The sequence below is a fragment of the Nonomuraea sp. K271 genome, from assembly GCF_009908215.1.
GTDB classification, from domain to species: domain Bacteria; phylum Actinomycetota; class Actinomycetes; order Streptosporangiales; family Streptosporangiaceae; genus Nonomuraea; species Nonomuraea longispora.
The window spans coordinates 1-25,357 of the sequence record NZ_JAAAHR010000147.1; the positions used below are offsets into that span (position 1 = coordinate 1).

General features: G+C 69.7%; 27 protein-coding genes and 1 rRNA gene. 16 read left to right on the top strand and 12 right to left on the bottom strand.

Going from position 1 to position 25,357, the window contains the following annotated elements:
- Positions 1–83 (top strand): 5S ribosomal RNA (gene rrf, locus GUY59_RS35725); the annotation flags it as partial.
- Positions 84–138: 55 nt separating this feature from the next.
- Here rrf and GUY59_RS35730 read toward each other — a convergent pair.
- A complete protein-coding gene (locus GUY59_RS35730; protein WP_138199299.1) occupies positions 139–597 on the bottom strand; it encodes an Lrp/AsnC family transcriptional regulator in 459 nt (152 codons plus the stop codon).
- A 127-nt stretch (positions 598–724) separates the two neighbouring features.
- Between GUY59_RS35730 and GUY59_RS35735 the strand changes: the two genes are divergently transcribed.
- Together GUY59_RS35735 and GUY59_RS35740 are read left to right on the top strand one after the other, a co-directional pair.
- On the top strand, positions 725–1,615 hold the full coding sequence (locus GUY59_RS35735; RefSeq protein ID WP_138199300.1) for a phenylalanine 4-monooxygenase: 891 nt from the start codon (positions 725–727) through the stop codon (positions 1,613–1,615).
- A 293-nt stretch (positions 1,616–1,908) separates the two neighbouring features.
- Positions 1,909–2,826, top strand: a complete 918-nt coding sequence (locus tag GUY59_RS35740) for a serine hydrolase (RefSeq protein ID WP_236667819.1) — start codon at positions 1,909–1,911, stop codon at positions 2,824–2,826.
- On the opposite strand, the gene GUY59_RS35745 is transcribed toward GUY59_RS35740, so the two are convergent.
- Genes GUY59_RS35745 through pstS form a run of 5 tightly spaced genes read right to left on the bottom strand, consistent with a single transcriptional unit; the run spans position 2,795 to position 7,268 of the window.
- Positions 2,795–3,520: a response regulator transcription factor gene (locus GUY59_RS35745; RefSeq protein ID WP_132336415.1), complete on the bottom strand. Its 726-nt coding sequence runs from the start codon at positions 3,518–3,520 to the stop codon at positions 2,795–2,797. The two genes, GUY59_RS35740 and GUY59_RS35745, sit on opposite strands and share 32 nt — an antisense overlap.
- Complete coding sequence (pstB, locus tag GUY59_RS35750) at positions 3,520–4,296, bottom strand: phosphate ABC transporter ATP-binding protein PstB (RefSeq protein WP_132336413.1); 777 nt, start codon at positions 4,294–4,296, stop codon at positions 3,520–3,522. The genes GUY59_RS35745 and pstB overlap by 1 nt, the downstream gene beginning before the upstream one ends.
- A gap of 15 nt (positions 4,297–4,311) precedes the next feature.
- Complete coding sequence (gene pstA / locus GUY59_RS35755; protein WP_138199301.1) at positions 4,312–5,187, bottom strand: phosphate ABC transporter permease PstA; 876 nt, start codon at positions 5,185–5,187, stop codon at positions 4,312–4,314.
- Entirely contained in the window at positions 5,184–6,164 is a 981-nt protein-coding gene (gene pstC, locus GUY59_RS35760; protein ID WP_138199302.1) for a phosphate ABC transporter permease subunit PstC, read from the bottom strand. Before pstC ends, pstA begins: the two co-directional genes overlap by 4 nt.
- Before the next feature lie 6 nt (positions 6,165–6,170).
- Positions 6,171–7,268: a phosphate ABC transporter substrate-binding protein PstS gene (gene pstS / locus GUY59_RS35765; protein ID WP_138199303.1), complete on the bottom strand. Its 1,098-nt coding sequence runs from the start codon at positions 7,266–7,268 to the stop codon at positions 6,171–6,173.
- 119 nt (positions 7,269–7,387) lie between these two features.
- Between pstS and GUY59_RS35770 the strand changes: the two genes are divergently transcribed.
- Both GUY59_RS35770 and GUY59_RS35775 read left to right on the top strand, forming a co-directional pair.
- On the top strand, positions 7,388–7,861 hold the full coding sequence (locus tag GUY59_RS35770) for a low molecular weight protein-tyrosine-phosphatase (RefSeq protein ID WP_138199304.1): 474 nt from the start codon (positions 7,388–7,390) through the stop codon (positions 7,859–7,861).
- Positions 7,848–8,636, top strand: coding sequence for a fructosamine kinase family protein (locus GUY59_RS35775; protein ID WP_138199305.1), 789 nt, complete (start codon positions 7,848–7,850; stop codon positions 8,634–8,636). Before GUY59_RS35770 ends, GUY59_RS35775 begins: the two co-directional genes overlap by 14 nt.
- Here the strand turns inward: GUY59_RS35775 and GUY59_RS35780 are convergent.
- Positions 8,633–9,475, bottom strand: a complete 843-nt coding sequence (locus GUY59_RS35780; protein ID WP_138199306.1) for a TetR/AcrR family transcriptional regulator — start codon at positions 9,473–9,475, stop codon at positions 8,633–8,635. The two genes, GUY59_RS35775 and GUY59_RS35780, sit on opposite strands and share 4 nt — an antisense overlap.
- A 63-nt stretch (positions 9,476–9,538) precedes the next feature.
- On the opposite strand from GUY59_RS35780, the gene GUY59_RS35785 reads away from it, so the two are divergent.
- Positions 9,539–11,239 (top strand): right-handed parallel beta-helix repeat-containing protein, encoded by a 1,701-nt coding sequence (locus GUY59_RS35785; RefSeq protein WP_138199307.1) that lies wholly within the window; start codon positions 9,539–9,541, stop codon positions 11,237–11,239.
- On the opposite strand, the gene hisN is transcribed toward GUY59_RS35785, so the two are convergent.
- From hisN to aroA, 3 genes are all read right to left on the bottom strand, one after another.
- Positions 11,229–12,047 carry a histidinol-phosphatase gene (gene hisN / locus GUY59_RS35790; protein WP_138199308.1) on the bottom strand — a complete coding sequence of 273 codons (819 nt, stop codon included), beginning with the start codon at positions 12,045–12,047 and terminating at the stop codon, positions 11,229–11,231. The genes GUY59_RS35785 and hisN overlap by 11 nt on opposite strands.
- Before the next feature lie 133 nt (positions 12,048–12,180).
- Entirely contained in the window at positions 12,181–13,221 is a 1,041-nt protein-coding gene (gene rsgA, locus GUY59_RS35795) for a ribosome small subunit-dependent GTPase A (protein WP_138199309.1), read from the bottom strand.
- A 174-nt stretch (positions 13,222–13,395) separates the two neighbouring features.
- Positions 13,396–14,667 (bottom strand): 3-phosphoshikimate 1-carboxyvinyltransferase, encoded by a 1,272-nt coding sequence (aroA, locus tag GUY59_RS35800; RefSeq protein ID WP_138199310.1) that lies wholly within the window; start codon positions 14,665–14,667, stop codon positions 13,396–13,398.
- Between the two features lie 111 nt (positions 14,668–14,778).
- On the opposite strand from aroA, the gene GUY59_RS35805 reads away from it, so the two are divergent.
- Positions 14,779–15,522, top strand: coding sequence for an SOS response-associated peptidase (locus tag GUY59_RS35805; protein WP_132336389.1), 744 nt, complete (start codon positions 14,779–14,781; stop codon positions 15,520–15,522).
- 158 nt (positions 15,523–15,680) lie between these two features.
- Positions 15,681–16,013: a TraR/DksA family transcriptional regulator gene (locus GUY59_RS35810; RefSeq protein WP_132336387.1), complete on the top strand. Its 333-nt coding sequence runs from the start codon at positions 15,681–15,683 to the stop codon at positions 16,011–16,013.
- 67 nt (positions 16,014–16,080) lie between these two features.
- Here the strand turns inward: GUY59_RS35810 and GUY59_RS35815 are convergent, their stop codons facing one another.
- Positions 16,081–16,821: a class I SAM-dependent methyltransferase gene (locus GUY59_RS35815; RefSeq protein WP_138199311.1), complete on the bottom strand. Its 741-nt coding sequence runs from the start codon at positions 16,819–16,821 to the stop codon at positions 16,081–16,083.
- A gap of 234 nt (positions 16,822–17,055) precedes the next feature.
- Here GUY59_RS35815 and GUY59_RS35820 point away from each other — a divergent pair, with 234 nt between their 5' ends.
- The 7 genes from GUY59_RS35820 (at position 17,056) to GUY59_RS35850 (ending at position 23,500) form a co-directional block, all read left to right on the top strand.
- Complete coding sequence (locus GUY59_RS35820; RefSeq protein ID WP_132336383.1) at positions 17,056–17,661, top strand: sigma-70 family RNA polymerase sigma factor; 606 nt, start codon at positions 17,056–17,058, stop codon at positions 17,659–17,661.
- Positions 17,658–17,924 (top strand): mycothiol system anti-sigma-R factor, encoded by a 267-nt coding sequence (gene rsrA, locus GUY59_RS35825; protein ID WP_132510089.1) that lies wholly within the window; start codon positions 17,658–17,660, stop codon positions 17,922–17,924. The genes GUY59_RS35820 and rsrA overlap by 4 nt, the downstream gene beginning before the upstream one ends.
- A 10-nt stretch (positions 17,925–17,934) precedes the next feature.
- A complete protein-coding gene (locus GUY59_RS35830) occupies positions 17,935–18,876 on the top strand; it encodes an NAD-dependent epimerase/dehydratase family protein (RefSeq protein ID WP_132336379.1) in 942 nt (313 codons plus the stop codon).
- Between the two features lie 223 nt (positions 18,877–19,099).
- Entirely contained in the window at positions 19,100–20,455 is a 1,356-nt protein-coding gene (locus GUY59_RS35835) for an HD-GYP domain-containing protein (protein ID WP_138199312.1), read from the top strand.
- Positions 20,452–21,747, top strand: coding sequence for an HD domain-containing protein (locus GUY59_RS35840; protein WP_138199313.1), 1,296 nt, complete (start codon positions 20,452–20,454; stop codon positions 21,745–21,747). The genes GUY59_RS35835 and GUY59_RS35840 overlap by 4 nt, the downstream gene beginning before the upstream one ends.
- A 132-nt stretch (positions 21,748–21,879) precedes the next feature.
- Positions 21,880–23,244: an acetyl-CoA carboxylase biotin carboxylase subunit gene (locus GUY59_RS35845; protein WP_289513030.1), complete on the top strand. Its 1,365-nt coding sequence runs from the start codon at positions 21,880–21,882 to the stop codon at positions 23,242–23,244.
- A gap of 40 nt (positions 23,245–23,284) precedes the next feature.
- Positions 23,285–23,500: a biotin/lipoyl-binding carrier protein gene (locus GUY59_RS35850; protein ID WP_132336371.1), complete on the top strand. Its 216-nt coding sequence runs from the start codon at positions 23,285–23,287 to the stop codon at positions 23,498–23,500.
- On the opposite strand, the gene GUY59_RS35855 is transcribed toward GUY59_RS35850, so the two are convergent.
- Positions 23,497–23,880, bottom strand: a complete 384-nt coding sequence (locus GUY59_RS35855; RefSeq protein ID WP_138199315.1) for a thioesterase family protein — start codon at positions 23,878–23,880, stop codon at positions 23,497–23,499. The two genes, GUY59_RS35850 and GUY59_RS35855, sit on opposite strands and share 4 nt — an antisense overlap.
- Before the next feature lie 235 nt (positions 23,881–24,115).
- On the opposite strand from GUY59_RS35855, the gene GUY59_RS35860 reads away from it, so the two are divergent.
- Positions 24,116–25,357: serine/threonine-protein kinase (locus GUY59_RS35860; RefSeq protein WP_161714860.1), on the top strand; the 1,242-nt coding region annotated here is incomplete at its 3' end.

Consider the following 25,357-nt stretch of genomic DNA (forward strand, 5'->3'; position numbering starts at 1 on the left):
ACATTCCGAACCCGGAAGTTAAGCTTCTCTGCGCCGATGGTACTGCACTCGGGAGGGTGTGGGAGAGTAGGTCGCCGCCGGACAGTTTTTGTAGGGGCTCCACGCTTGAGGCGTGGAGCCCCTTTTTTGTTTCGGTGGTCAGGTGACGGCGTCTGCCAGCAGCGGTTCGATCCGGTGGGGGATCTGGGTGGACAGGGCGATGGTGGAGTCGGTGCGTTGCACGGCGGGGGACGTCAGGATGTGGGCGATGATTTCCTGGAGGTGTTCCGTGGTCCTGGCGACAACCCGGCACAGCAGGTCGTGTTGTCCGCTCGTCCCGTGCACTTCCAGGATGTGGGGCACGGCGCGTAGCGCCTCCACCGCCTCCTCCAGGCGCCCCTGCGCGATCTGCAGCCAGACGAACGCCAGGATCGGATAGCCGGCTTCGGTCGGCGAGATGGTGGGGCCGAAGTCCTCGATGACGCCTCTGGCGGTCAGTTTCTCCACCCGAGCCTGGACCGTGCCCCTTGCCACCCCGAGCAGGCGGGCGAGCTCGGTCAGGCCGATGCGTGGGTTGGCTCGCATGGTCACGAGCAGGCGGGCGTCTAGATCGTCCACGAGGGCATCCTCCGCGACTGTGCGATTCGACCAGGAATCGGGTGATCTGGCATGCGGGAGCTAGCGTATCGCTCAGTCAAGCTGGTCGCTCTTGCCAGCGAAAGCGGGACTTGTTGTCATGTGGGGCATGTTTGAGGAAGCTCAGTATTTCGCCCCAGTCGAGGCTCAAGCGGATGGCTCCGTGGTGGTCGAGTTGTCCGCTTCGCACCCGGGGTTCGCGGATCCGGTGTACCGGACACGGCGCAACGCCATCGCCGGGTTGGCGGTCAACTACCGGCCGGGGACGCCCATTCCGGTCGCGGAGTACACCGAGCAGGAGCACGAGGTGTGGGCGACGGTCACCAGAGAGCTGGGGATCAAGCACGCGAAGTATGCCACGGCGGAATATCTCGACGGCGCCGCCAGGCTGGGTCTACCCCAGGACAGGATCCCGCAGCTGGAGGAGGTCTCGCAGTTGCTGGAGCCGCTGACCGGCTTCCGCTATCTGCCGGCGGCCGGTCTGGTGCCGCTGCGGGACTTCTACGGCGTGCTCGCGGACGGGTACTTCCACTCGACGCAGTACATCCGGCATCACTCCGTGCCGTTCTACACGCCGGAGCCCGACGTCATCCACGAGGTGATCGGGCACGCGAACGCGCTCGCCAACTCCCGGTACGCCACCCTCTACCGCCTGGCGGGCCAGGCCGCACGGCGCGTCGAAGGGGAGGAGGCGCTGGAGTTCGTGTCGAAGGTGTTCTGGTTCACGATGGAGTTCGGGGTCATGCAGGAGGCCGGCGAGCTCAAGGCGTACGGGGCCGGGATCTTGTCGTCGTACGGGGAGATCGAGGAGTTCCGCGGCATGGACATCAGGCCGCTGAATCTGTCCGCCATGGGCACGACGCACTACGACATCACGAAATATCAGGATGTGTTGTTCCGGGCCGAGTCGGTCCAGCACCTGGAGGACGTCGTCGGCGACTTCTGGACCACCTGTGACGACGATTCCATCGCAAAACTGGTCGCCGCTCGCGTCTTCTGACGCTTCGGATTGCTTGATCGCCGAATCAGTTGCTCACCGGACTGGTTGCTCGTCGGAGCGGCTGATCACCAGGGGGTGATTGCCGGGGTGGTCGGTGTCGGTGTCGCTGGTCCGTGGCGGGTGCGGGGTGTGCGTTTCTGGGTGACGAGCTTTTGCGGCGCTGTCGTGGCGGGTCTGCGGGCTTTGCGCGTGTAGGTCCACCGGGACGCTTGATCTTGACTCCGGGCAGGACCTAGCGGTGGGTCGTGAAATGTCGTGATAATGCTCGGGTGATCGCGCTTGGGGTGAGGGCGATGTCACGACTGGCCATCGTCCTTGCCCTGCTCCTGCCGCTGGTGTCGATGCCCCGTCTCGTGCCCACGACGATCCGCGCCGCGGAGCCCGCCGTGCTGGACGTGACCACGTCGTACGAGGTGCGCCGGCCACAGCAACGGCGGTTGGAGCAGCGCCCGCGCGAGGCGCGCCTGCCCCCGATCCCCGCCGGCAAGATCACCGAAAGGCTCGACCGTTACCTGCGGCGACGCCCTGGGCCGGTCGCGGCCATGGTCAAGGAACTGCAGACCGGGCGGGTCTACCGTTATCACCCCCGCGAGCGGTTGATCACGGCGAGCACCGCCAAGGTCCAGATCCTCATGGCGCTGCTGCTCGACACCCCGTGGAAGGAGCTGCCCGCGGCCGTCAGGCACGACGCCGACCTGATGATCCGCTACAGCGACAACCACGCCGCGGACCGGCTGTGGTTGAGCATCGGCGGGGCGGCCGGGTTCACCAGGGCGGGGAAGAAGCTGGGGCTGAGGCATACGCAGGGCGTACCGGGGGAATGCGTCGATCTGTATTGCTGGGCAATCACCAGATCGTCAGTGGAGGATCAGATCCGCCTCATGCAGGCGCTGGTGTCCGGTAAGAGCCCTCTGAGGGCCAAGGACCGTGAGAAGGCGCTCGACCTCATGGGGCGGGTCGTCGACGGGCAGGACTGGGGGATCAGCGCCGCGACGTGCAAGGGCGAGCGCGCGGCGTTGAAGAATGGCTGGCTCAGGCGCGTCTCGAACAAGCGCTGGGCCACGATCAGCGTGGGGCTGATCAAGGGTGACGGTCGCGACTACGCCGTTGCCGTGCTCACCGAGGGTAGCGCGGAGGTGGGCCAGGGCATCGAGACCGTCGAAGGCGTCGCCGAGCGCATCATGCGGGATTTCCGGAGATGCTCGGAGTGACGAGCCGGTAGCCCACGCCGCGTACGGTCTGGATGAGCTGGTCGTCCTCGTCGCCCAGCCGCGCGCGCAGCCGTTTGACGTGCACCGCGATCGTGTTCGTCGACGTGGTCGCCGTGGCGTTCCACACATGACGCATGATCTGCTCGCGGGTGACCGTACGGTCGGCGTTGCGCATCAGATACTGCAGCAGCTCGAACTCCCGCAGAGGCAGGTGCACGGTACGTCCGCCCACGCGCACCTGGTAGGCCTGTACGTCCAGCTCGACCCCGCCCACCGCCAGCACCTTGCGCGACTCGGGGGAGGCCGCCTGGATGAACGGCAGCAGTTCGGGCACCCGGTAGGGCCTGGCCACGCAGGCGGCCGCGCCTGCCGCGAGAGCGCGTACGGCCTGCTCGGCGTGGCCCTCCCCGACGCCGAGCAGCACGGGCACGGCCCGCGCGAGGCGTACCGCGCGGACGAAGTCCACGGCGTCGATGACCGGCAGCGTGGCAGCGACGAGCACGACGTCGGGCTGCAGGGCACCTGCCTGCAGCAGCCCCTGAGCGCCGTCGGGCGCGCCCGTGACGGCCACGCCTTCACGTTCGAGGGCGGCGGCCAGGGCGTCCACGACGGAGCCGTCAGGATCGGCGATAAGTAGTACGGGTTTGGTCCTCGTGTCCCCGTTCATCGTGGGTGCCGTCTGCTGTCGGGTCATCAACCGAAGCGTCCCGTGATGTAGTCCTCGGTGGCCTTCTGGGACGGGTTGGTGAACATGCGGGACGTTTCGTCCATCTCGATGACCTTGCCGGGTTTGCCCTGCTCGGCAAGGTTGAAGAAGGCGGTCCTGTCGCTGACCCTGGCGGCCTGCTGCATGTTGTGGGTGACGATGACGATGGTGTACTCGTCCTTCAGCTTGGCCATCAGGTCTTCGATGGCCAGCGTCGAGATGGGATCGAGCGCGGAGCAGGGCTCGTCCATCAGCAGCACCTGCGGTTTGACGGCGATGGCCCGCGCGATGCAGAGCCGCTGCTGCTGCCCGCCGGACAGTCCCGCGCCGGGTTTGCTCAGGCGGTCCTTGACCTCGTTCCAGAGGTTGGCGCCCTTGAGCGACTCCTCCACGGTGTCGTCGAGCTGCGCCTTGCTGACGCGGCCGTTGAGCCGGAGGCCGGCGGCGACGTTGTCGTAGATCGACATCGTGGGGAACGGGTTGGGGCGCTGGAAGACCATGCCGATCATCCGGCGTACGGTAACGGGCTCGATGTTGTTGCTGTAGAGGTCGTCGCCGTCGAGCAGGACCTTGCCCTCGACGCGAGCGCCGGGGATCACTTCGTGCATCCGGTTGAGCGTGCGCAGGAACGTCGACTTGCCGCACCCGGACGGGCCGATGAACGCGGTGATCGAGCGCGGTTCGATGGTCATCGACACGTCCTCGATCGCCTTGTGCGACCCGTAGTACGCATCGAGGCCCGAGACCTGAATCTGCTTGGACATATCTGCGGTTACCCCCTATCGGCGCCTGGCGGGTGAACGCCACCAGGCGATCAGACGCGCCACCAGGTTGAGCAGCATGACGATCAGGATGAGTGTGAGCGCGCCGGTCCACGCCCGGTCGATAGCGGTGTCGTTGGGACGCGCCGCCTGGTCGAAGACGTAGAGGGGCAGGCCCATCTGCGGCCCGGTGAACGGGTCGTTGTTGATGGAGTCGGTGAAGAACACCGTCAGGAGCAGCGGCGCCGTCTCGCCCGCGACCCTGGCGACGGCCAGCATGACGCCCGTCACGATGCCGGTGAACGCAGTCGGCAGCACGACCTTGAGGATCGTGCGCCACTTGGCCACGCCCAGCGCGTACGACGCCTCGCGCAGGTCGTCGGGCACCAGCCGGAGCATTTCCTCGGCCGATCTGACCACGGTCGGCATCATGAGGATCGACAGCGCCATCGCGCCGGCGAAGCCGGAGTAGGGCATGCCGAGGAACAGGATCCAGAAGGCCAGCACGAACAGGCCGGCGACCACCGAGGGGATGCCGGTCATGACGTCGACGAAGAAGCTGATGGCCCGGCTCAGGCGGCCGCCGTTGCCGTACTCGACGAGGTAGATCGCGGTGAGCAGCCCGATGGGGACGGAGATGAGAGAGGAGAGCAGGACCTGTTCCAGGGTGCCGATGATGGCGTGGTAGGCGCCGCCGCCCACGTCGCGCGCGCCGATGCCGCGCATCGAATGGGTGAGGAACGTCAGGTCGAAGCGTGCCAGGCCGTTGCTGATCACCAGCCAGAGCACGGACACGAGCGGCACCACGGCCAGCGCGAACGCCAGATAGACCAGCCCCTGGACGATGCGGTCCTTGATCCGGCGGCCGGTCGAGATGTGCTGGATGGTGGTCATGTGTCGGCCTTCATGAGCTCTTTGCGCCGGTTGATGATCATGCGCGCGGCTATGTTGACGAGCAGGGTGATGATGAACAACACCAGGCCGGAGGCGATGAGCGCGCCGCGGCCGATGTCGCCGGCCTCGCCGAACCCGTTGGCGATGTTGGCGGCGATGCTGTTGCCCTGCGGGGTGAGGATCTGCAGGCTGATGCCGAACGTCGCCGGGAAGATCAGCGCGACCGCGATCGTCTCGCCCATCGCCCGGCCGAGGCCGAGCATCGCGGCACTGACCACGCCGGGGCGGCCGAACGGCAGCACCGCCATGCGGATCATCTCCCAGCGGGTCGCGCCGAGGGCCAGCGCGGCCTCTTCGTTCATCTTGGGGACCTGCAGGAACACCTCGCGGGAGATGGCCGCGATGATCGGCAGGATCATGATCGCGAGTACGATGCCACCGGCGAGCATGGTCTTGCCGCCGATGGCGCCCTCACCGGCGAACAGAGGGAACCAGCCGAGGTGGTCGTTGAGCCACTGCGACGGCTCCCTGAGCAGCGGCACCAGGAAGGCCACGCCCCACAGGCCGTAGATCACGCTGGGCACCGCGGCGAGCAGATCGATGAGGTAGCCGAGCGGTCCGGCCAGGCGGCGCGGCGCGTAGTGGGAGATGAACAGCGCCACGCCCACCGCGATGGGCGTGGCGATGACGAGTGCGAGTGCCGAGCTGAGCACGGTGCCGAACGCCAGCGCGCCGATGCCGAACACCTGGCTGCTGTTCGGGTCCCACGTCAGTTCGGTGAGGAAGTTGCCCTTGTTGGCCTGCAGCGCCGGGATCGCCTCGCTGATGAGGAAGACGGCGATGGCCGCCATGATCCCCAGCATGACGATGCCGGCTCCGGTGGACAGGTAGCGGAAGGGCCCTTCACCATGGCTGCGCCGAGAGGCGGACCGGCTCGTGGCCGGTCCGCCTTCACGGGTTTCCGTTTTGGTGGTCATGAGCTGTTAGGAGATCGCCTCGACAGCGGTGCGGACCTTGGTGAGCAGCTCACCCGACAACGGGGCGTAGCCCAGTTCCTTCAGCGACGCCTGGCCCTCGTCGCTGGCGGTGTAGGTGAGGAACTCCTTGACCAGCTTCGACTCCTCGGCCGACAGGCCCTTCTCGCAGGTGATCTCGTACGTCACCAGGACGATCGGGTAGGCGCCCGGCGTCTTGGTGGCGTAGTCGATCGACAGGGCGAGGTCGTTGCCGGTGCCCTTGACCTCGGCGGTCGCGACGGTCTTGGCCGCGCTCTCGGGAGTCAGCTCGACGAACTCGCCGGAGCCGTTGGCGACCTTGGCCTTCTGGAGCTCGGAGTTGTCGGCGTACGACATCTCGACGTAGCTGATCGCGCCCTCGGTGTCCTTGACCGAGGAGGCGATGCCGTCGGAGCCCTTGGCACCCTGGCCCTTCGCCTCGGCGGGCCATGCCTTGGCGGCCTCGTACGGCCAGTCGGCGGTGGCCTCGAGGAACTTGGTGAAGTTGTCGCTGGTGCCCGACTCGTCGGCCCGGTGGAAGGCCTGGATCGGCGTGGACGGCAGCGTGGCGCCGGGGTTGTCGGCCTTGATGGCCGGGTCGTCCCACTTGGTGATCTTGCTGTTGAAGATGCCGCCGAGCGTCTTGGGGGACAGTTGCAGCCCTTCGACGCCGGGCAGGTTGTACACGACCGCGACGGGGCCGGTCACCATGGGGATGTTGATGGCCTTGCCGGTCTTGCACCGGGCGTCGGCCTTGGCGGGCTCGTCGTCCTTCAGGGCCGAGTCGGAACCCGCCAGCGCGACCGTGCCCTGGATGAACGCCTGGATGCCCGCACCCGAGCCGCTGGGCTGGTAGTTGATGCTCACCCCGGAGTTCTTGGCCTGGAAGTCCTTCTTCCACTGGTCGATCGCGTTGGCCTGGGCAGAGGAGCCCGCGGCGTTGATCGTGCCGCTCAGACCGCTGTCTGCCGCGGCCTCGGTGGCGGCGGTGGCGCCGGTGGCCCCGGTGTTGTTGTCTGTGCCGCACGCAGCGAGCGAGAGCGCGCCGACGAAGGCGACGGCGGCGAGCCGGCCTGCATACTTCACGGTTGGGTTCCTCCCACTTGGTCCTCAGTCGCCATGAAGCTATGCAGCGAAGGTGACTCAGACCCCTAACGAGGGTGAACGTTCGGTGAACGCACCAGGTCACCCTCATGATGGGAGCTATGACTTATCGCGTATGCCTCGTGTGCATGGGCAACATCTGCCGCTCGCCGATGGCGGAGGTGGTGCTGCGCCGGACGCTCGCCGACCGCGGGCTGGGCGACCGGGTCACCGTCGAGAGCGCTGGGACCGGTCGGTGGCACGTGGGCGATCCCATGGACGAGCGGGCGCTCGACATCCTGGCCCGGCACGGTTACGACGGCTCGTCACACCGGGCCCGGCAGTTCGCGAGCGACTGGTTCGCCCGGTATGACCTAGTTTTGGCCATGGATCGGGACAACTTGTCCAATCTGCGGCGGGTGGCTCCGTACGAGGTGGAGGTGCGGCTGTTCCGGTCGTTCGACCCTTCCGCGCCGGAGGGGGCGGAGGTGCCGGATCCGTACTACGGGGGCCCCGAGGGGTTCGAGGAGGTGCTGGCACTGGTCAAGGCGGCATCCGAGGGCGTGGCCAAGCACATAGCCGATGAGATTGACTGACGACCTCGGCTCGTCGCACGGCCGGCGGCTCCACCGGGGTGTGCTGGACGACGGGCGCGAGGTGTTCGTGAAGAGCGGTCGGGGTCACGCCGAGCTCTTCGCCTCCGAGGCCGCCGGGCTGCGCTGGCTGGGCGAGGCGATCGAGGTGCCCGAGGTGATCGAGGCCGGGCCCGACCGGCTCGTATTGTCATGGATACGGCAGGAGCCGCCCAGCGCCGCGGCGGCCGAGCGTTTCGGTCGCGCGCTGGCCCGGCTGCACCGCGAGGGGGCGGACGGTTTCGGCGCGCCCTGGCCGGGGTTCATCGCCGAGTTGCCGATGGACAACGCGCCCGCCGCCGACTGGCCGTCCTTCTACGCCTCGCGGCGCGTGGTTCCGTTCCTGGAGAGGGCCGGGCTTCCGGCGCGGGAGGCGTCCCTGGTCGAACGGGCGGTGGACCGGTTCGCCGAGGTGGCGGGTCCGGCCGAGCCGCCCGCGCGCATCCACGGTGACCTGTGGAGCGGCAACGTGTTGTGGTCGGGCGGGTCGGGCGTGCTGATCGATCCGGCCGCCCACGGCGGGCACAGGGAGAGCGATCTGGCGATGCTCGCTCTGTTCGGGCTGCCCTACCTCGACCGGGTGCTGGGCGCCTACCGCGAGGAGTGGCCGCTCGCGGAGGGGTGGCGGGAGCGGGTGCCGCTGCACCAGTTGCATCCGCTGCTCGTGCACGTGGTGTTGTTCGGGGCCGGCTACCGGGAGGCCCTGATGGACGCGGTGCGGAGGGTGCTGGCTCTCTAGCCGTTCTTGCGCCGGCGGTAGGCGCGCTGCTGGCAGGCGCGTGAGCAGTAGACACGGGGCCGGCCGGACGGAGCCGGCTCCAACGGGCCGCCGCATTCCCGGCACGTTTCGTCACGCATTTCCTCACGCCGGCGGATGAGGACTTCGACACCGTCGAGAAGCCGGCGCAGGCCGAAGTCGAAGGAGTCCTCCAAGTGGTCCCAGCCGCCCGCGGCCCACAGGCCGGAGATCGCCGGATAGTGGTCGAGGCGTTCCCAGAGCCCGTCGCGCGAGCCCCACCATTCCTGCTCCGACACTCCGCTGCGCCGCTCCTCCCGCTGGGTCTCCACGAGGACCAGCGCCTCCCCGTCGACGAACCGGCCGAGCATGCCCACGACGGCGATGACCTCCGACGGGCGCAGCGCCGTGCCGGTCAGCGTGTCCAGCATGTAGTCGTAATGCGCGACGCCGTTGGGGCCGGGCACGTGGCGGGGCCCGCGCACCTCGGCCAACCACGGGTGCCGCTTGCGGATCTCCCACGCGTGCCTGGCCACGGCCTCCAGACGGGCCCGCCAGCCTCCCGTCCCAGGGGGGTGCGGGTGCTCGCCGAGCACGTCGTCGAGCATCAGGTCGACGAGCTGGTCGCGGCCGGGCACGTGGCGGTAGAGCGACATGGTCGTGAAGCCGAGCCGGTCGGCGACCTTGCGCATCGACAGGCCCGACAGCCCCTCGGCGTCGGCGAGCTCGACGGCGGCGCGCACGATCCTGGGCAGGCTCAGGCCCTGTCGCGGCTCGGGGTCGCCGGTCCGCCACAGCAGCTCGACCGCGTGGTCGGGGTCGTCCGCCCTGCCCCTCGCCATGTGCGCCCTCCTTGTTTATGGTGTACTACTACGTGTACGGCATAAACAGCAAAGGTGGTCCGAATGTTCCAGTTCCACGTGGCGCCGTCCGGCGACGACTCCTGGCCGGGATCCGCCGAACGCCCCTTCGCCACCCTCGACCGCGCCAGGGCCGCGGCCCGCGAGAGCGACGGTGACGCCGTCGTCCACCTTAGGGGCGGCGTGCACACGCTCGCGCGGCCGTTCGAGCTCACCGAGGCCGACGCCGGGACCGTCTACCAGGCGTACGGCTACGGCACCCCCGCGCAGGAGGAGCCCGTGATCAGCGGCGGCCGGGCGATCACCGGGTGGCGGGAGCGCGACGGCGTCTGGGCGGCCGAGGTCGGCGACCTGGAGACCCGCCAGCTCTACGTCGACGGGCGCCGCGCCGAGCGGGCCGCCGTCCCAGGGCTGCCCGGCGAGGCCCGCGCGACCGCCACCGGCTACGTGACCGACGTGCCGCTCGGGTGGCGCGGCCCCGGGGGCGTCGAGTTCGTCTTCCGGGGCGTCTACCCCTGGACGGAGGCCCGCTGCGGGGTCGCGGACGTCTCCCTCGAAGGGGACGCCACGGTGATCACCATGGCGCAGCCCGCCTTCGGGTGGGCGCGCGAGCTGTACAACTCCACGTGGGAGGGGCAGTCGTCGAGCGGGCCCGGCCTGCCGACCCGCGTCGAGAACGACGCCGCCTTCCTGGCCGAGCCGGGGACCTTCGTGCTCGACCGGTCGCGTCCGGGGCGGCACGTGCTGTTGTACCTGCCGCTTCCAGGGGAGAACCCATCCCGTACGCGGGTCGTCGCGCCCGTCCTCGAACGCCTGGTGAGCGTCACGGGGGCGCGCGACGTGGCGTTCAAGGGCCTGGTGTTCGCCGAGGCGACCTGGTTGCGCCCGAGCGCCGCGGAAGGGTTCCTGCACTACCACGGCACCGGCTTCTACGAGGGTGGCGGCACCGAGACGGCCGTCATCGGGGAAGGGGCGTCCGTGACGTATCCCGCCGATTACGTCACGATCCCTGCCTGCGTCACCCTCGACGCCACCGAGAACGTGCAGATCGAGGGGTGCCGCTTCACCCGGCTCGGCGCGTCCGGGCTGGGTGTCACCGGGGGCGCCGGTCCGGCGGTGCGCGGCTGCGCCTTCGACACGCTGTCGGGCGCCGGCATCGAGGTCTCCGGCAGCCACGCGACCTCGATTGAGGACAACCGGGTGCACCACATCGGGCTCGAGTTCAGCGGCGCGCCGGGCATCTCCGTGGCGGGCACGCGTGACTGCGTCGTCGCGCACAACGAGATCACCCACGTGCCGCACTGCGGGATCGTCGTGGGGCCAGGGCAGGGCGCCCGGATCCTGCGCAACCTCACGGCCGGCACCATGGAGGTGCTGGCGGACGGGGGCGGCGTCTACCTGTCGGGGCCGCAAGGCGACTCTCCGGACAACCAGGCGCTCGTCCAGGGGAACGTCATCGAGGACACGCGCACGCCGTACAACTTCGGGCTCTACACCGACTACGGGGCCTCGTGGGTGACGGTGGAGGGCAACGTCGTCCTGCGGGCCGACAACACGGCCGTGCTCCACGTGGGACCGCCGCTGGAGAACGTGGTCTACCGGGGGAACTTCTGGGACCAGGATCCGCTCGGACACGACAATCCGCCCAGCGGGGTCACATATGAGGGAAATGTGACGTACAAGGATGAACGGGAGCTTAACGCCGCAACCGCCGGCATCCGTGTCGAAGCCGGGCCTAGGCGTTGAGCCTGCGGACGACCTCGTCGTGGAGGGTGCCGTTGGTGCAGACCAGGCTGCCGCCCTCCAGGCCCTTCACGCCGGCCACGTCGGTCCACACGCCGCCGGCCTCCTCGACGATCACGGTGAGCGCCGCCATGTCCCACGGTGACAGCTCGGGCTCCGCGGACACGTCCACCGAGCCCTCCGCGACCATCATGTGCGACCAGAAGTCGCCGTACGCCCTTGTACGCCAGCAGGCGCGGCCGAGGTCGATGAAGTTGTCGAGCCGGCCCGTCTTCTCCCAGCCGCTGAAGCTGGAATAGGAGAACGACGCGTCATCCAGGGTCGAGACCGACGACACGGTCATCCTGGACGCCTTCGTCAGGCTCTTGCCGGTCCACGCCCCGCCCTCGGTGGCCGCCCACCAGCGTCTGCCGAGCGCGGGGGCCGACACGAGGCCGACGACGACCTCGCCGTACTCCATGAGCGCGATCAGCGTCGCCCACACGGGCACGCCGCGCACGTAGTTCTTCGTGCCGTCGATGGGGTCGATGATCCACGACCGGGCGCCCCACCCGGTCTTGCCGAACTCCTCTCCCACGACGGCGTCGCGGGGCCTGGCACGGCGCAGCGTGCCCCTGATGGCCTCCTCCACCGCGCGGTCGGCGTCGCTGACCGGAGTCAGATCTGGCTTGGTGTCGACCTTCAGGTCGACCGCCTTGAACCGCCGCATGGTCATGTCATCGGCGGCGTCCGCCATGACATGCGCGAGGCGAAGATCATCGTTATAACCCTGCACGATCGCCCACGCTACCCTGAGTCGTATACCGAACATCAGTCACCAACGTCTCTTTTCTGGTAGCCGGTATCCCTTTTCCCTGTCAGCAGTAAGTACGTCATGTCGAGAGATGTCGCTGATCTTCCCTGGTGATCCGCTCCATTTGCCCGCCCTTTGACGGCGAAAAGATTCACAGGTCGTCGGGAGCACCGTCGCGGCTGGACAGGAGGCGGCGGAGCGACTCCAGGCGTGCGGGGTCGGCGTTGCCAGCGGCCACCCAGGCGTCGAGCGCACAGCCATCGCCCAGGTGGGTGCAGCCCTTCGGGCACTCGACCGTGCCCTCCACCAGGTCGGGGAACGCGGCCAGCACCGTCTCCAGCGACACGTGGGCCAGCCCGAAGCTGCGCACCCCTGGGGTGTCGATGATCCAGCCGCCCTCGGGCAGCTCCAGGGCGACGGCCGAGCTGGAGGTGTGGCGGCCGCGGCCCGTGACCGCGTTGACCTGGGAGACGGCTCGGTTGGCGTCGGGGACCAGGGCGTTGACCAGGGTTGACTTGCCGACCCCCGAATGGCCGACCAGGACGCTGATGCGCCCGGTCAGATGGTCGCGCAGCTCGTCGAGAGAGCCGCCCTTGCGCACGACCACGTGCTCGACGCCCAGCGGTTCGTACAGGGCGACCAGGCTGCCGGGCGGGGCGAGGTCGGACTTGGTGAGGCAGAGCAGCGCGTCGATCTCGGCGTCGAACGCGGCCACCAGCATGCGGTCGATCATGCGGGGACGGGGCGGCGGGTCGGCCAGGGCGGTCACGATGACGAGCTGCTCGGCGTTGGCGACGACCGGGCGCTCGATGCCGTCGGTGTCGTCGGTGTCGTCGGCCGAGCGGCGCAACATCGAACTGCGCGGCTCCACGCGTACGACCCTCGCCAGGGTGTCGGGACGGCCGGAGACGTCGCCGACCAGGGCGACCCGGTCGCCCACGACGATGCCCTTGCGGCCGAGCTCGCGGGCCTTCATGGCGACCACCAGGCGACGCTGGGCCTGCTGCCGGCGTTTGGCTGCCGACCCCTTCGGGCGTTCCGGCTCGACCAGCACGGTGTAGCGGCCCCGGTCGACGGCGACCACGAAACCTCCGACGGCGTCCTCGTGCGCAGGACGGATCCGGGTGCGCGGCCGTGACCCTTTGCCCGGCCTGACCCGTACGTCGTCCTCGTCGTACTCCCGCTTTCTCAGCGGTCCGCTCCCATACGCTCGCTTCCCCTCTGTGGTCGGTGACAGGATGCTCGGTGACGCGGGCCGGGTGCGGCAGGGTGGTGCGGGCAGCGCGCGGTCACGTGCCGCCCATTTCCGACGTGCCCGGGGCTTCCCCCGCGAAACCAGCGGCGGGCAGCGGCCGGATCGCCGGTCTCACCGCAGATCCAGCATCGCCGTCCACATCTGGACGAAGTCCGGCAGGGTCTTGGCGGTCGTCGCGATGTTCTCCACCCGCACGCCGGGCACCGCGAGCCCGATCACCGCTCCCGCGGTGGCCATGCGGTGGTCGTCGTAGCTGTGGAAGGTGCCGCCGCGCAGTGGGCGCGGGCGGATGACCAGGCCGTCCTCCGTCTCCTCCGCGTCGCCGCCGAGGCGGTTGATCTCGGCGGCCAGCGCGGCCAGGCGGTCGGTCTCGTGGCCGCGCAGGTGGCTCACGCCCCGGATGCGGCTCGGGGTGCTCGCGAGCGCGGCCAGCGCGGCGATCGTCGGGGTCAGCTCGCCCACCTCGTGCAGGTCGGCGTCGATGCCGGTGATCTGGCCCGTGCCCGTGACGGCCAGACCGGCCGTGCGCGTGACGGTGGCGCCCATGGAGGTGAGCAGGCCCCGCAGGGCGTCGCCGGGCTGGGTGGTCTCGGCGGGCCACGAAGGGACGGTGACCGTGCCGCCCGTGACGAGCGCGGCGGCCAGGAACGGCGCCGCGTTGGACAGGTCGGGCTCCACCGTGACGTCTCGCGCGGCGATCGGGCCGGGCTCGACGCGCCACACGTCGCGCTCGCCGTCGTCCACCGAGACGCCGGCCGCCCTGAGCATCTGCACCGTCATCTCGATGTGCGGCTGCGAGGGCACCGGCGGGCCTTCGTGGCGGATGGTGACGCCCTTGTCGAAGCGCGCGGCGGCCAGCAGCAGCCCCGAGACGAACTGCGACGAACCCGACGCGTCGAGCGTCACCTCGCCACCCGTGACGGGCCCTTCGATCGCGAACGGCAGCGCGTCGTTGTCGACCCGGGCCCCCAGCGCGCGCAGCGCGTCGAGAATGGGCCCCATCGGGCGCTTGCGGGCGTGGGGGTCGCCGTCGAAGTGGACCGGGCCGTCCGCCAGGGCGGCCATCGGCGGGACGAAGCGCATGACGGTGCCCGCCAGGCCGGCGTCGATGCGCACGCCGCCGCGGACCGGGCCGGGCGTCACGTGCCAGTCGACCCCCGCGGCGCTCTCGCCGCCCGCCACCATCGTCGTGCCGAGCGCCCGCAGCGCGGCCACCATCAGGTCGGCGTCGCGGCTGCGCAGCGCACCGCGCACCACGCCGGAACCGTCGGCGAGCGCGGCGAGCAGCAGCGCGCGGTTGGTCACGGACTTGGAGCCGGGCAGCGAGACGGTGGCGCTGACAGGAGTGGTCGCCGTCGGTGCGGGCCAGAGCGGAGCGGGCATGGTCAAAGAGTACTGGGAGTGGCGGGACGCGGTCGAAGTCCAGCGCGCCGCCTCGAGCTGGGCCAGCCGGGCGGGCACACAGGAGCGGGAAGGACATGGCAGTGTGGTGTCATGTGCGGTAGATACGCCTCGGCGCGCAAGAAGCACGAACTGCTCGAGGAGTTCCAGGTCGAGCAGGACGGCGACCCTGACAAGGAGCTCGGCGCCGACTACAACGTGGCGCCGACCAAGAACGTCTACGCCGTCCTGAGCCGCGTCCCCGACCAGGCGCAGCGGGCGGTCCGCCAGCTCAGGGTCCTCAAGTGGGGCCTCGTCCCCGCCTGGGCGAAGGACCCGTCGATCGGCTCGCGGCTGATCAACGCCAGGGCCGAGACACTGGCGGAGAAGCCGTCCTACCGCCGGGCGTTCGCCAAGCGCAGATGCCTGCTGCCGGCCGACGGCTATTTCGAGTGGATGCCGGTCGAGGGCGAGAAGAAGAAGCAGCCGTACTTCATTCATCCCGCGGACGGCGGGGTGCTGGCCATGGCCGGCCTGTACGAGTTCTGGAAGGACCCGTCGCGCGGCGACGACGACCCGCTCAAGTGGCTGGTCAGCTGTACCGTCATCACGACCGACGCCGAGGACGACCTGGGCCGCATCCACGACAGGATGCCCATGATGATCGAGCGCGACCGCTGGGCCGAATGGCTCGATCCCGGGCTCACCGACACGGGGCGCGCCTCGGAGCTGCTGGTGCCCGCCAAGCCTGGGCGGCTCACGGCGTACGCCGTCTCCACGGATGTGAACAACGTCAGGAACAATGGTCCCCACCTCATCGAACGGCTGCCCGAGGCGGACGAGCCGGCACTGTTCTGAAGGTGTAAGAGGCGCAGCAAGTGGGCATTCGGTGAGGAAAGCGATGCAACCGTTCACTCGGTGTCACCGCCACATAGATCCCCATTGATTGCGCCGGGCGGGGACATCCGGGGAGTCCCGGCCGCGGGCTGCCCTCATCCACCCGGAGGTGCGGATTCGTGGACGTCACGACCGCTCGTGAGCGGCTGAAAGACATGCTCGCCGAACTGGACCGCTCGATCAGGGTCCTCAAAGGCGACCCCGTCGCGGTGCGCGAATACTCGGCGGCCGACGCGGGCTCCGACCTGACCGACACCGACAGCGCGCAGGCCATGCTGACCGTGGCCACGGCGCAGCGCCGCGCGGTCGTGGAGGCGATCGAGCGCATCGACGAAGGCGTGTACGGCAGGTGCGTCGACTGCGGCAAGCCCGTGCCCGAGGGCCGGCTGGAGGCCCGCCCCGATGCCGCGCGGTGCGTGCAGTGCCAGGCGAAGCGGGAGCGCCGCCGCTGAGCGTGCCCTGACCGGGTCAGGAGCCGCCGGCCACGAAGAACGGCGGCTCGTACGCCCAGCGGGACGTTCAGCGCTTGCGGGCGCTGGCGACCAGGTGGATGCCGACGGTGTCGTCGTCGTCGGGATGGGCCTCAAGCTCGGTGCGCACGATATAGGACAGGGCGCGCGCGTCGGACGAGAGCACGTGGTCCACCGTGGACGGCGACAACACCGTACGCGGACGCATCCACTCCACCTCCAGACCGGTGCCCGCCAGCAACTCGCGCAACTGCCCGCTGCTGAAGCAGCGGGTGATGCTGCCGTCGGGCCACGGCACGAGCATGACCTCGCCGGTCTGGCGAAGATGCTGCCACTGGCCCTGCTCGGCCAGGATCGCCATGCCCAGCACGAGCGAGTCGACGCACACCAGCGCCCGCCCGCCGGGACGCAGCACTCTGGCCACGTCGCTCATCGCCGACTCGGCCATCAGCTCGACCGACATCGCGCGCTCCTCCGCGAGCACGGCGTCCACGCTCTCATCGGGCAGGAACGACAGGTCGTCCGCGCGTACGTGACGGACGCGGTCGGCGTCGCGCAATCGGGACTGCGCGTCCACCGTGCGGCGGAAGTCGAGCACCTCGATCACCCGGTGCCCGGCCCTGGCCGCCTGGCCGGACCACCGGCCGCGGCCGCCGGACAGGTCGAGAATCACGGAGGGCTGGCTGGGAAGCCATCGGTTCAGTTGCTCGGCGGCGACGGCGCGATAGAAGGTCCAGTACGGCCCGAGCGTCCCTGAGCCGTTCAGTTCCTCGGCCGGAATGGGCAGCACACGCGACTCCTGGGTTACGGAAAAAGGGCTACCAGCCGGTACGTTATGACGTTCCCCGCACCGGGTCCTTCGTACCTTCTATCTTGCGGGAACAGACAAGGGCGCGGGGGTGTTGCGACGAGCATGCTCACATTGCTCAGCCCCCGACCCGCTGACCGGAAGTTCACGGGCCAGCGGGTATCCTCCCCTGAGTACGGTGTTCCGCCACAGTCGGCCACCGGTGATCTTAGGGGGGTGGGTCCGGTGCCCGCGACAGGCGCGGAGACGCTGGAGCAGCGAAGCGAGCGATTCGAGCGCGACGTCATGCCGTATCTCGAACAGCTCTACTCCGCCGCGCTCCGGATGACCCGGAATCCCGCGGACGCGGAGGACCTGCTGCAGGAGACCTTCGCCAAGGCGTTCGCGTCGTTCCACCAGTTCCAGCAGGGCACCAACCTCAAGGCGTGGCTCTACCGGATCCTCACCAACACCTTCATCAACAGCTACCGCAAGAAGCAGCGGGAGCCGAAGCAGTCGGGCGCGGAGGAGATCGAGGACTGGCAACTCGCGCGGGCCGAGTCCCACACCTCGAGCGGGCTGAAGTCGGCCGAGGTGGAGGCGCTCGACCACCTGCCCGACGGCGACATCAAGGAGGCTCTGGCGGCCCTGCCGGAGGAGTTCAGGATCGCCGTCTACCTGGCCGATGTCGAGGGCTTTCCCTACAAGGAGATCGCCGACATCATGGGCACTCCGATCGGCACCGTGATGTCGAGGCTGCACAGGGGACGCAGGCAGTTGCGGGGCCTCCTTGAGGACTATGCTCGCGAGCGTGGCCTGGTCCCGGCGGAGGGATCGAAATGAGCTGTGGCAATCCGCACGACACCGACTGCCGCGAGGTGCTCGACAAGGTCTACGCCTATCTCGACGGCGAGCTGACCGAGAGCGACGTCGCCGGCATCCGCGTGCACCTCGACGAGTGCAGTCCGTGCCTGCAGGAATATGATCTGGACAAAGCGGTAAAAGCGCTCGTGCACAAGCACTGCGGCTGCGATCCGGTCCCGGCCGACCTGCGTTCCAAGGTCCTGGCCCGCATCGCGCAAGTGAGGTCGGAGCTGGCCGACTAGGATCGACCGCATGCGCGTGTTGGTCACCGGGGGTGCCGGGTTCATCGGTTCGAATCTCGTCGATCGCCTGCTGGCCGACGGGCATGAGGTCGACGTGGTCGACGACCTGTCCTCAGGGCGCCGGGGCAACCTGGCGCAGGCGGCCCAGAGCGAGCGGTTCCGGCTGCACGAGTTCGACGTGCGCGACCCCGCGCTCATCGGGCTGGTCGCCGACCTGCAACCCGAGGTCATCTGCCACCTCGCCGCGCAGATCAGCGTACGCAAGAGCGTCGCCGACCCGGTGCACGACGCCTCCGTCAACGTCGCGGGCACGGCGTCCGTGCTGGCCGCGGCGCACGAGGGGCGCACCCGTAAGGTCGTCTTCGCCTCGTCGGTGGCGGTCTACGGCAGGCCGGCGACGATCCCCGTGCCGGGTGACGCGCCCACCGACCCGCGCTCCCCTTACGCGGCCTCCAAACTGAGCGGCGAGACCTACCTCGCCACGTTCCGGGCCCTTTACGGCCTCGAATACACCACGCTGGTGCTCTCCAACGTCTACGGCCCGCGCCAGTCGCCCGAGGGCGAGGCCGGCGTGGTCGCCATCTTCACCGAGGCGCTGCTGTCGGGCACGCCCACGGTCCTCTACGGCGACGGCACCCAGACTCGCGACTACGTCTACGTCGACGACGTGGCCGACGGCTTCGTCAGGGCGTGCGGCGCCGAGGGCAACGGCCGCAGGTTCAACCTCGGCACGGGCATCCAGACCAGCGACCGCCGGCTGCACTCGCTCATCGCCGACGCGGCGGGCGCCCAGGACAAGCCAGGGTTCGCGCAGCCGCGCCTGGGTGACCTGCCGGCGATGGCGGTCGACCCCGTGCCGGCCTACGACGGGCTCCGCTGGCAGCCGCGCACCGACCTGTCGACCGGTGTGAAGAAGACCGTGGAGTGGGCCGCCGCGCATCGCGTCTCGTAGTTGCTTGATTACGCTTTGCTTGCTATTTCACACTCGGGCGGTGCGACCACGTCCTCTTCTGTAGCGTGAAACTCCACAAGCCGACCGTGGAGGCATGCGTATGTTGAAGGCTATGGTCGCCCGGCTGTTCATGGCCGCCGTGCTGGCCGCTCCGATGGTCATGGTGATCGGGGGATCGGTTCCACCAGGGGTCTCCTGGACCTGACCGCCGTGGGGGGCCGCAATGCGTGATCTGCCGTGGCCCGCAAGGGCCTATCTGGTCGCTGTGATCGGGGTGGCGGCCGTTCTCATCGTTCGCGGCGTCGTGGTCTCCGGTGCTCCCGTGGCTCCGGAGAACCTCGACATTCTGCTCGTGCTCGCGCTGCTGTTCCTGGTGTGCGAGTCGATGCCCACGTTGCTCAACGTGGAGCAGTTCGCCGTCTCGGTGAGCTTCTCGGCCTCGCTGGCCGCCGTGGTGCTGCTCGGCCCCGAGGGGGCGGCGCTGGTGGGCCTGACCGCGGTCGTCAGCGTGCGGCCGGGCCTGCCGTGGATCAAACGATTGTTCAACGGCGCGCAGTTCGCCATCTGCGGCTTCGCGGCCGGTTGGGTCTACGTCGCGCTCGACGGGCAGGTCGGCGTGCCCCAGGTCAACGCGTTCGACGACCTGATCGGCCCCTACGTCGCGGCCACCGCGGTCTTCGTGCCGCTCAACATCGTTCTCACCCTCACCGTGATCGCGCTGGCCACGGGGTCGCGCGCCACCGAGGTGCCGATGCGCGGCATGGTGCAGTTCCTGCTGTCCTATTTGGGCTATGGCACGTTCGGGCTGCTGGTGGCGGGGTTGTGGGCCACCGTGGCGTCGATCTCGGCGGTGCTGGTGCTGGTGCCGCTCTTCGTGGCGCGGTGGGCGTTCGGCCAATATCACGCCCAGCAGCGCTCCTACGACGCCACCATCGCCGCGCTCTGCCAGGCCGTGGAGACGAAGGACTATTACACGCGCGGCCACTGCACGCGGGTCTCGCACGCCTCCTCCATGATCGCGCAGGAGATCGGCATGGGGGTCGAGCGGGTGCGGGCGATCCGCTACGCCGGCATGCTGCACGACGTGGGCAAGCTCGGCGTGCCCACCAAGGTGCTGCAGAAGGACGGGCCGCTCACCGAGGAGGAGTTCGCCGCGATCCAGCTGCACCCGATGAGGGGGCTGGAGATCGTACGCGGCATCGGGTTCCTCGACGAGGCCTACGCCGGCATCATGCACCACCACGAGCGCCACGACGGCACCGGCTACCCGATGGGCCTGGCCGGTGACGAGATCCCCGAGTTCGCCAAGGTCATCGCGGTGGCCGACGCGTTCGACTCGATGACCTCCGACCGCTCCTACCGCGGCGCGCGGCCGGTGCCGGTGGCCGTGGAAGAGCTGCGCAAGTGCGCCGGCACCCATTTCGACCCGGTCATGGTGGCGGCCTTCATCCGGGCGCTCGAGCGCGAGCCGTGGCAGTCGCCGCCCCGCATCGACCCGCCGCCTCCCGAGGCCGCCGAGTCCCCGATCAAGGACCACGACGACCCGACCATGCCCATCGAGGTCGTGACGGGTCAATGATCACCACAGCGCGTCCACGGCGGCGGGCCGAGCGGTCCGTGGGCACGGTCCTGCGCCGGCTCGACTCGGGGCAGCTCCTGCTCATCTGCGCGGCCGGGCTGGTCGCGGTGGCGGGCGTCGGCTACACCGCCGCCGCCGGGCTCGACCGCCCGGAGATCGCGGTCGCGTTCGGCGCGCTGATCGCGGTCGGCGAGCTGGCCAGGCTGACCATGCCGGGCAACAGGGAGGTCGCGCCCATCGGGGCCGCCGCGGCGCTCGGCTACACGTTGCTGCTCGACCTCAGCCAGTATCCGCTGCGCCACCCCGCGCTGCAGGTGGTCGCCGTGATCGCGGTCGGCATGATCGCGGGAGCGCTGCCGCACCTGGCCGTCGGTCGTCCGCCGCGGCTCGACGCGATGGCCAGGCGGCTGCTCATCGGCGCGTTGCCGGCGTTCGTGTTCCGGCCTCTCGCCGACCCTCTCTACGAGCTGACCAAGCCGCCGACCAGCACATGGTGGCCCGCGCTCGCGGCCATGGCCACGCTCATCGCGATCACCTTGCTCATCGACGTGCTCATCGCGGCACTGCTGAGGGCGGAGCAGGTGCGCACGGCGTTCCGGGTGGCGGTGCGCGACGAGATCAACATGGCGTTCCCGCTGGGCGCCGCCGTGGGGTCGTCGGGTGTGCTGCTCGCGCTGGCCACGCACAGCATGGACCTGGTGGCGCTGCTGGTGTTCGCCGCGCCGCTGCTGGTCACCCAGGTGGCCTTCAGGAAATACGCCGGCATCCGCGCGACCTATCTGCAGACCGTACGCGCCCTGTCCCGGGTGACGGAGGTGGGCGGCTACGTCGAGCCCGGCCACTCGCGCCGGGTGAGCCGGCTGGCCGTGGCCATCGGCAGGGAGCTGGGCATGGCCGAGCCCGAGCTGCTGGAGCTGGAATACGCGGCGCTGATGCACGACATCGGCCAGCTGTCGTTGCGCGATCCGATCCCCGGCGGCGCGACCGTGCTCACCGAGCCCGAGCAGGCCCGCCGCATCGCCGAGCTGGGTGCCGAGGTGATCAGGCAGACGGGCGTGCTCGACCGCGTGGCGGAAGTGGTCAGGCGGCAGTGCGACCCGATCACCGAGGATCCGCCGCTGTCGAGCCGCATCATCAAGGTCGCCAACGCCTACGACGACCTGGTGGGGCCTTCGACCGACCGCGACCGTGCCGGAGCCGCGCTGGAACGCGTCCGGCAGTCGCCCGGCGGCTCCTACGACCCTCACGCGATCGAGGCGCTCGGGCGCGTGATCGATCGCGGCCGCGTCTAAGCTGTTGTCGGCCCGACGCATTCAGCCGCCCGCGGAGCGCTCCTCATTGTGGGGTTCCTACAGATCGTGCTGGCCGCTTCGGTGGTTTCGAGGGAAAGGGGTCAAGCAGGCGGCGGCCATAGGGTGGTCGGCGTGCTTACTGAGACGCTCGGACCCGTTCTGGTCGCCAACCGAGGTGAGATCGCGCGGCGAATCATCCGCACGGTCAAACGGATGGGCGTGCGTGCCGTCGCCGTGCACTCGGAGGCCGACGCCGACCTGCCCTTCGTCCGCGAGGCCGACGAGGCGGTGCTGATCGGCCCCGCCAACCCCGCGCAGAGTTACCTCGACGCCGGCAAGGTGCTGGAGGCGGCCCGCGCGACGGGCGCGCGGTCCGTGCACCCGGGCTACGGCTTCCTCGCCGAGAACGCCGCATTCGCCAGGGCCGTGATCGAGGCGGGCATGGTGTGGATCGGGCCCGCGCCCGAGACGATCGACAGGATGGGCGACAAGATCAACGCCAGGAACCTCATGGAGGCCGCGGGCGTCCCGGTCGCCGCGGGCACCCGCGAGCCCGTCACCGACCTGTCGCTGGCGCTGCGGGCCGCCGAGTCCATCGGCTACCCGGTCATGGTCAAGACCGCGGGCGGCGGCGGTGGCATCGGCATGAGCGTGGCCTACGACGACGAGGGCCTGGGCAAGGCGTACGACCAGGCGGCCAGGGCGGCGGCGAGGTTCGCCGGGAGCGCGGGCGACGCGCTCGACGGGCCGGCCGTGCTGCTCGAGCGCTACATCGAGCGGGCCCGTCACGTCGAGGTGCAGATCCTCGGCCTGCCCGACGGCCGGGTCGTGGCGCTGGGCGAGCGCGACTGCTCGGTGCAGCGCCGCCACCAGAAGGTCGTCGAGGAGTCGCCGTCCCCCGGCATCACGCCGGAGCTGCGCGAGCGCATGCTGGCCGCCGCCGTGCGGGTCGGCGAGGCCGTCGGCTATGCCGGCGCGGGCACGGTCGAGTGCCTGGTCGACGCCGACCGCCAGGATTTCGTGTTCCTGGAGATGAACACCAGGCTGCAGGTCGAGCACCCGGTCACCGAGCTGGTCACCGGCGTCGACCTGGTCGAGCTGCAGCTGCGCGTCGCGGCGGGCGAGAGCCCCGAGGTGCCGGCCGAGCCGACCGGGCACGCGATCGAGTTCCGCGTCTACGCGGAGGACCCGAAGCGGTTCTTCCCTGGCCCCGGCACGATCACGACGTGGGAGGAGCCGGTGGCCGACGGCGTGCGCGTCGACTCCGGCTACGAGGCGGGCAACACGGTCACCCCGTTCTACGACCCGCTGATGGCCAAACTCTGCGTACGCGGAGAGAGTCGCGCCGACGCGCTGGAGAAAGGCCGCAAGGCGGTCGCGGCGTTCACCGTAGAGGGACCCAAGAACAATCTGCCATTCTGTGCGGAGCTGCTGGAGAACGCGGAGTTCGTCGCCGGCGACTACGACACCGGTCTGGTCGCGCGCATGCGCGCCTAGGCCGCGGACATTATCGGATCAGGGAAAGAGGGGAGTCGCGGTGGCTGAGGTACGCGCCGAGATGGTGGCCAACGTGTGGAAGGTCGTCGTCCGCGAGGGCGACACCGTCTCCGAGGGGGACACGCTGGTCATCCTCGAGTCGATGAAGATGGAGATCCCGGTGCTCGCCGAGGACGACGGCACGGTGGCCCAGCTCAAGGTGGCCGAGGGCGATGTGATCCAGGAAGGCGACCTGATCGCCGTCATCGACGACTAGCGACGTTCGCTCGCGGCCAGGAACCGGACGCGGTCGACGACGACGCGCTCGATTGTGCCCTTGCCCACGACGGCGTGCTCGTCGTGGGCCTCGAAGGCGAAGGTCAGGCGCCGGCCGTCGACCCGGGTCAGCTCGACGCCGACGCGTACGCGGGTGCCGAGCGGGCTGGCGGCCACGTGCTCCAGCTCGACCCGGGTGCCGACGGACGTCTGGCCCGGCGCGAGGTGCCGCTCGACGGCGCGCACGGTCGTGGCCTCGGCCAGCGCGAGCAGCCGGGGCGTGGCCAGCACGGGCACGTCTCCGCTGCCCACGCTCTTGGCGGTGTCGTCCATCTCGACCACGAGGAGCGACTGGGCACGAAGACCGGGAGCGAGCGTCATGGGATCAGCCTAGCGATCCGGTCGTTGAGTTCCGGGAAACGCGGACAAGCCCCGGCGTCAGGCCGCAGGATAGAGTTTGTACGGCTTGAGGCATTTGAGTGGCATGTGGGACAGGTGAGTCGTACACTCTCTGAGTTCCGTGACCACTGTGTTACCTTACCGCGATAAAAGTTCGCTTTGTTGGAGACTCGCGGGGTGGGAGAGGTTACCGGAGTAGGGGGATAACGGGGGCGTCATGGTGGCACAAGGGACGACGCTGGCGGGGCGGTATCGACTGGATACCCGCATCGGCGCCGGCGGCATGGGCGAAGTGTGGCGGGGCGAGGACATCGTCCTGGCCCGCACGGTCGCCGTCAAAGTGCTGCTGCCAGGCCGCATGGAAGACCCCGGGTTCGTCGCTCGCTTCCAGGGGGAGGCGCGGGCGATGGCCACGATCAACCACTCCGGCGTGGTCGACGTCTACGACTACGGCGTCAGCGGCGACACCGTCTACCTGGTGATGAAGTTCGTCGACGGCGAACCGCTCGACCGCTTACTGTCCAGGCTGGGCCGCATCGCGCCCCAGCAGGCCATGGAGCTGATCGCGCAGGCCGCCTCGGCGTTGCAGGCCGTGCACGACCAGGGCATCGTGCACCGCGACGTCAAGCCGGGCAACCTGCTCGTGCAACGCGACGGCACGTTGGTGCTGACCGACTTCGGCATCGCCAGGTCCGATCTGGCCAACCGGCTCACCGACGCCGGCATGGTGCTCGGCACGGCGGCCTACTGCGCGCCCGAGCAGGCCGAGGGCGCGCCTGTCACGCCCGCGGTCGACGTCTACGCGCTCGGCGTGGTCGCGTACGAGTGCCTGATGGGGCAGCGGCCGTTCGACGGCGACAGCGCGGTCACGATCGCGCTCAAGCACATCCGCGAGGCCCCGCCGCCGCTGCCCGCCGAGATCCCCCCGGCGGTGCGCACGCTGGTCGAGGTCGCGCTGTCGAAGGAGCCGGGCAGGCGCTACCCGTCGGCCAAGGCCATGAGCGAAGCTGCCCGTGCGGCCGCCAGCGGTCAGGCCTCTCCGGTGCCCGAGCCGGTTCAGGCGCCCCCCGCAGAGCCGGCGGCTCCGCCGATGGAGGCGTACCAGACGGGTGCGCACCAGCAGGTGGACACAAGCGTGTCCGAGCGCCGCGGGGGCAGCCGGCGGGCGGCGAAGGCGCCGCGCAGGACCGGCCTGATCACGGGCATCGCGGTCGCGGTGGTGCTCGGCGCGGGCGCGGGCGCCGTCGCCCTGACCGGCATGACCCCCGGCGAGCCGCAGATCACCACGACTGCCGAGCCGAAGAACGACACCTCGCCCATCGACCCGCCTCCCAAGAGGAGAACCGCCAGGCCGACCGAGCCGGAGCCGACGACCGAGGAGCCCAGGCCCACCTTCACGCGGCCGCGGCCGCCCGAGACGAGGCCGACAAGGGAGCCGACCAGGACGCCCACCCCCACG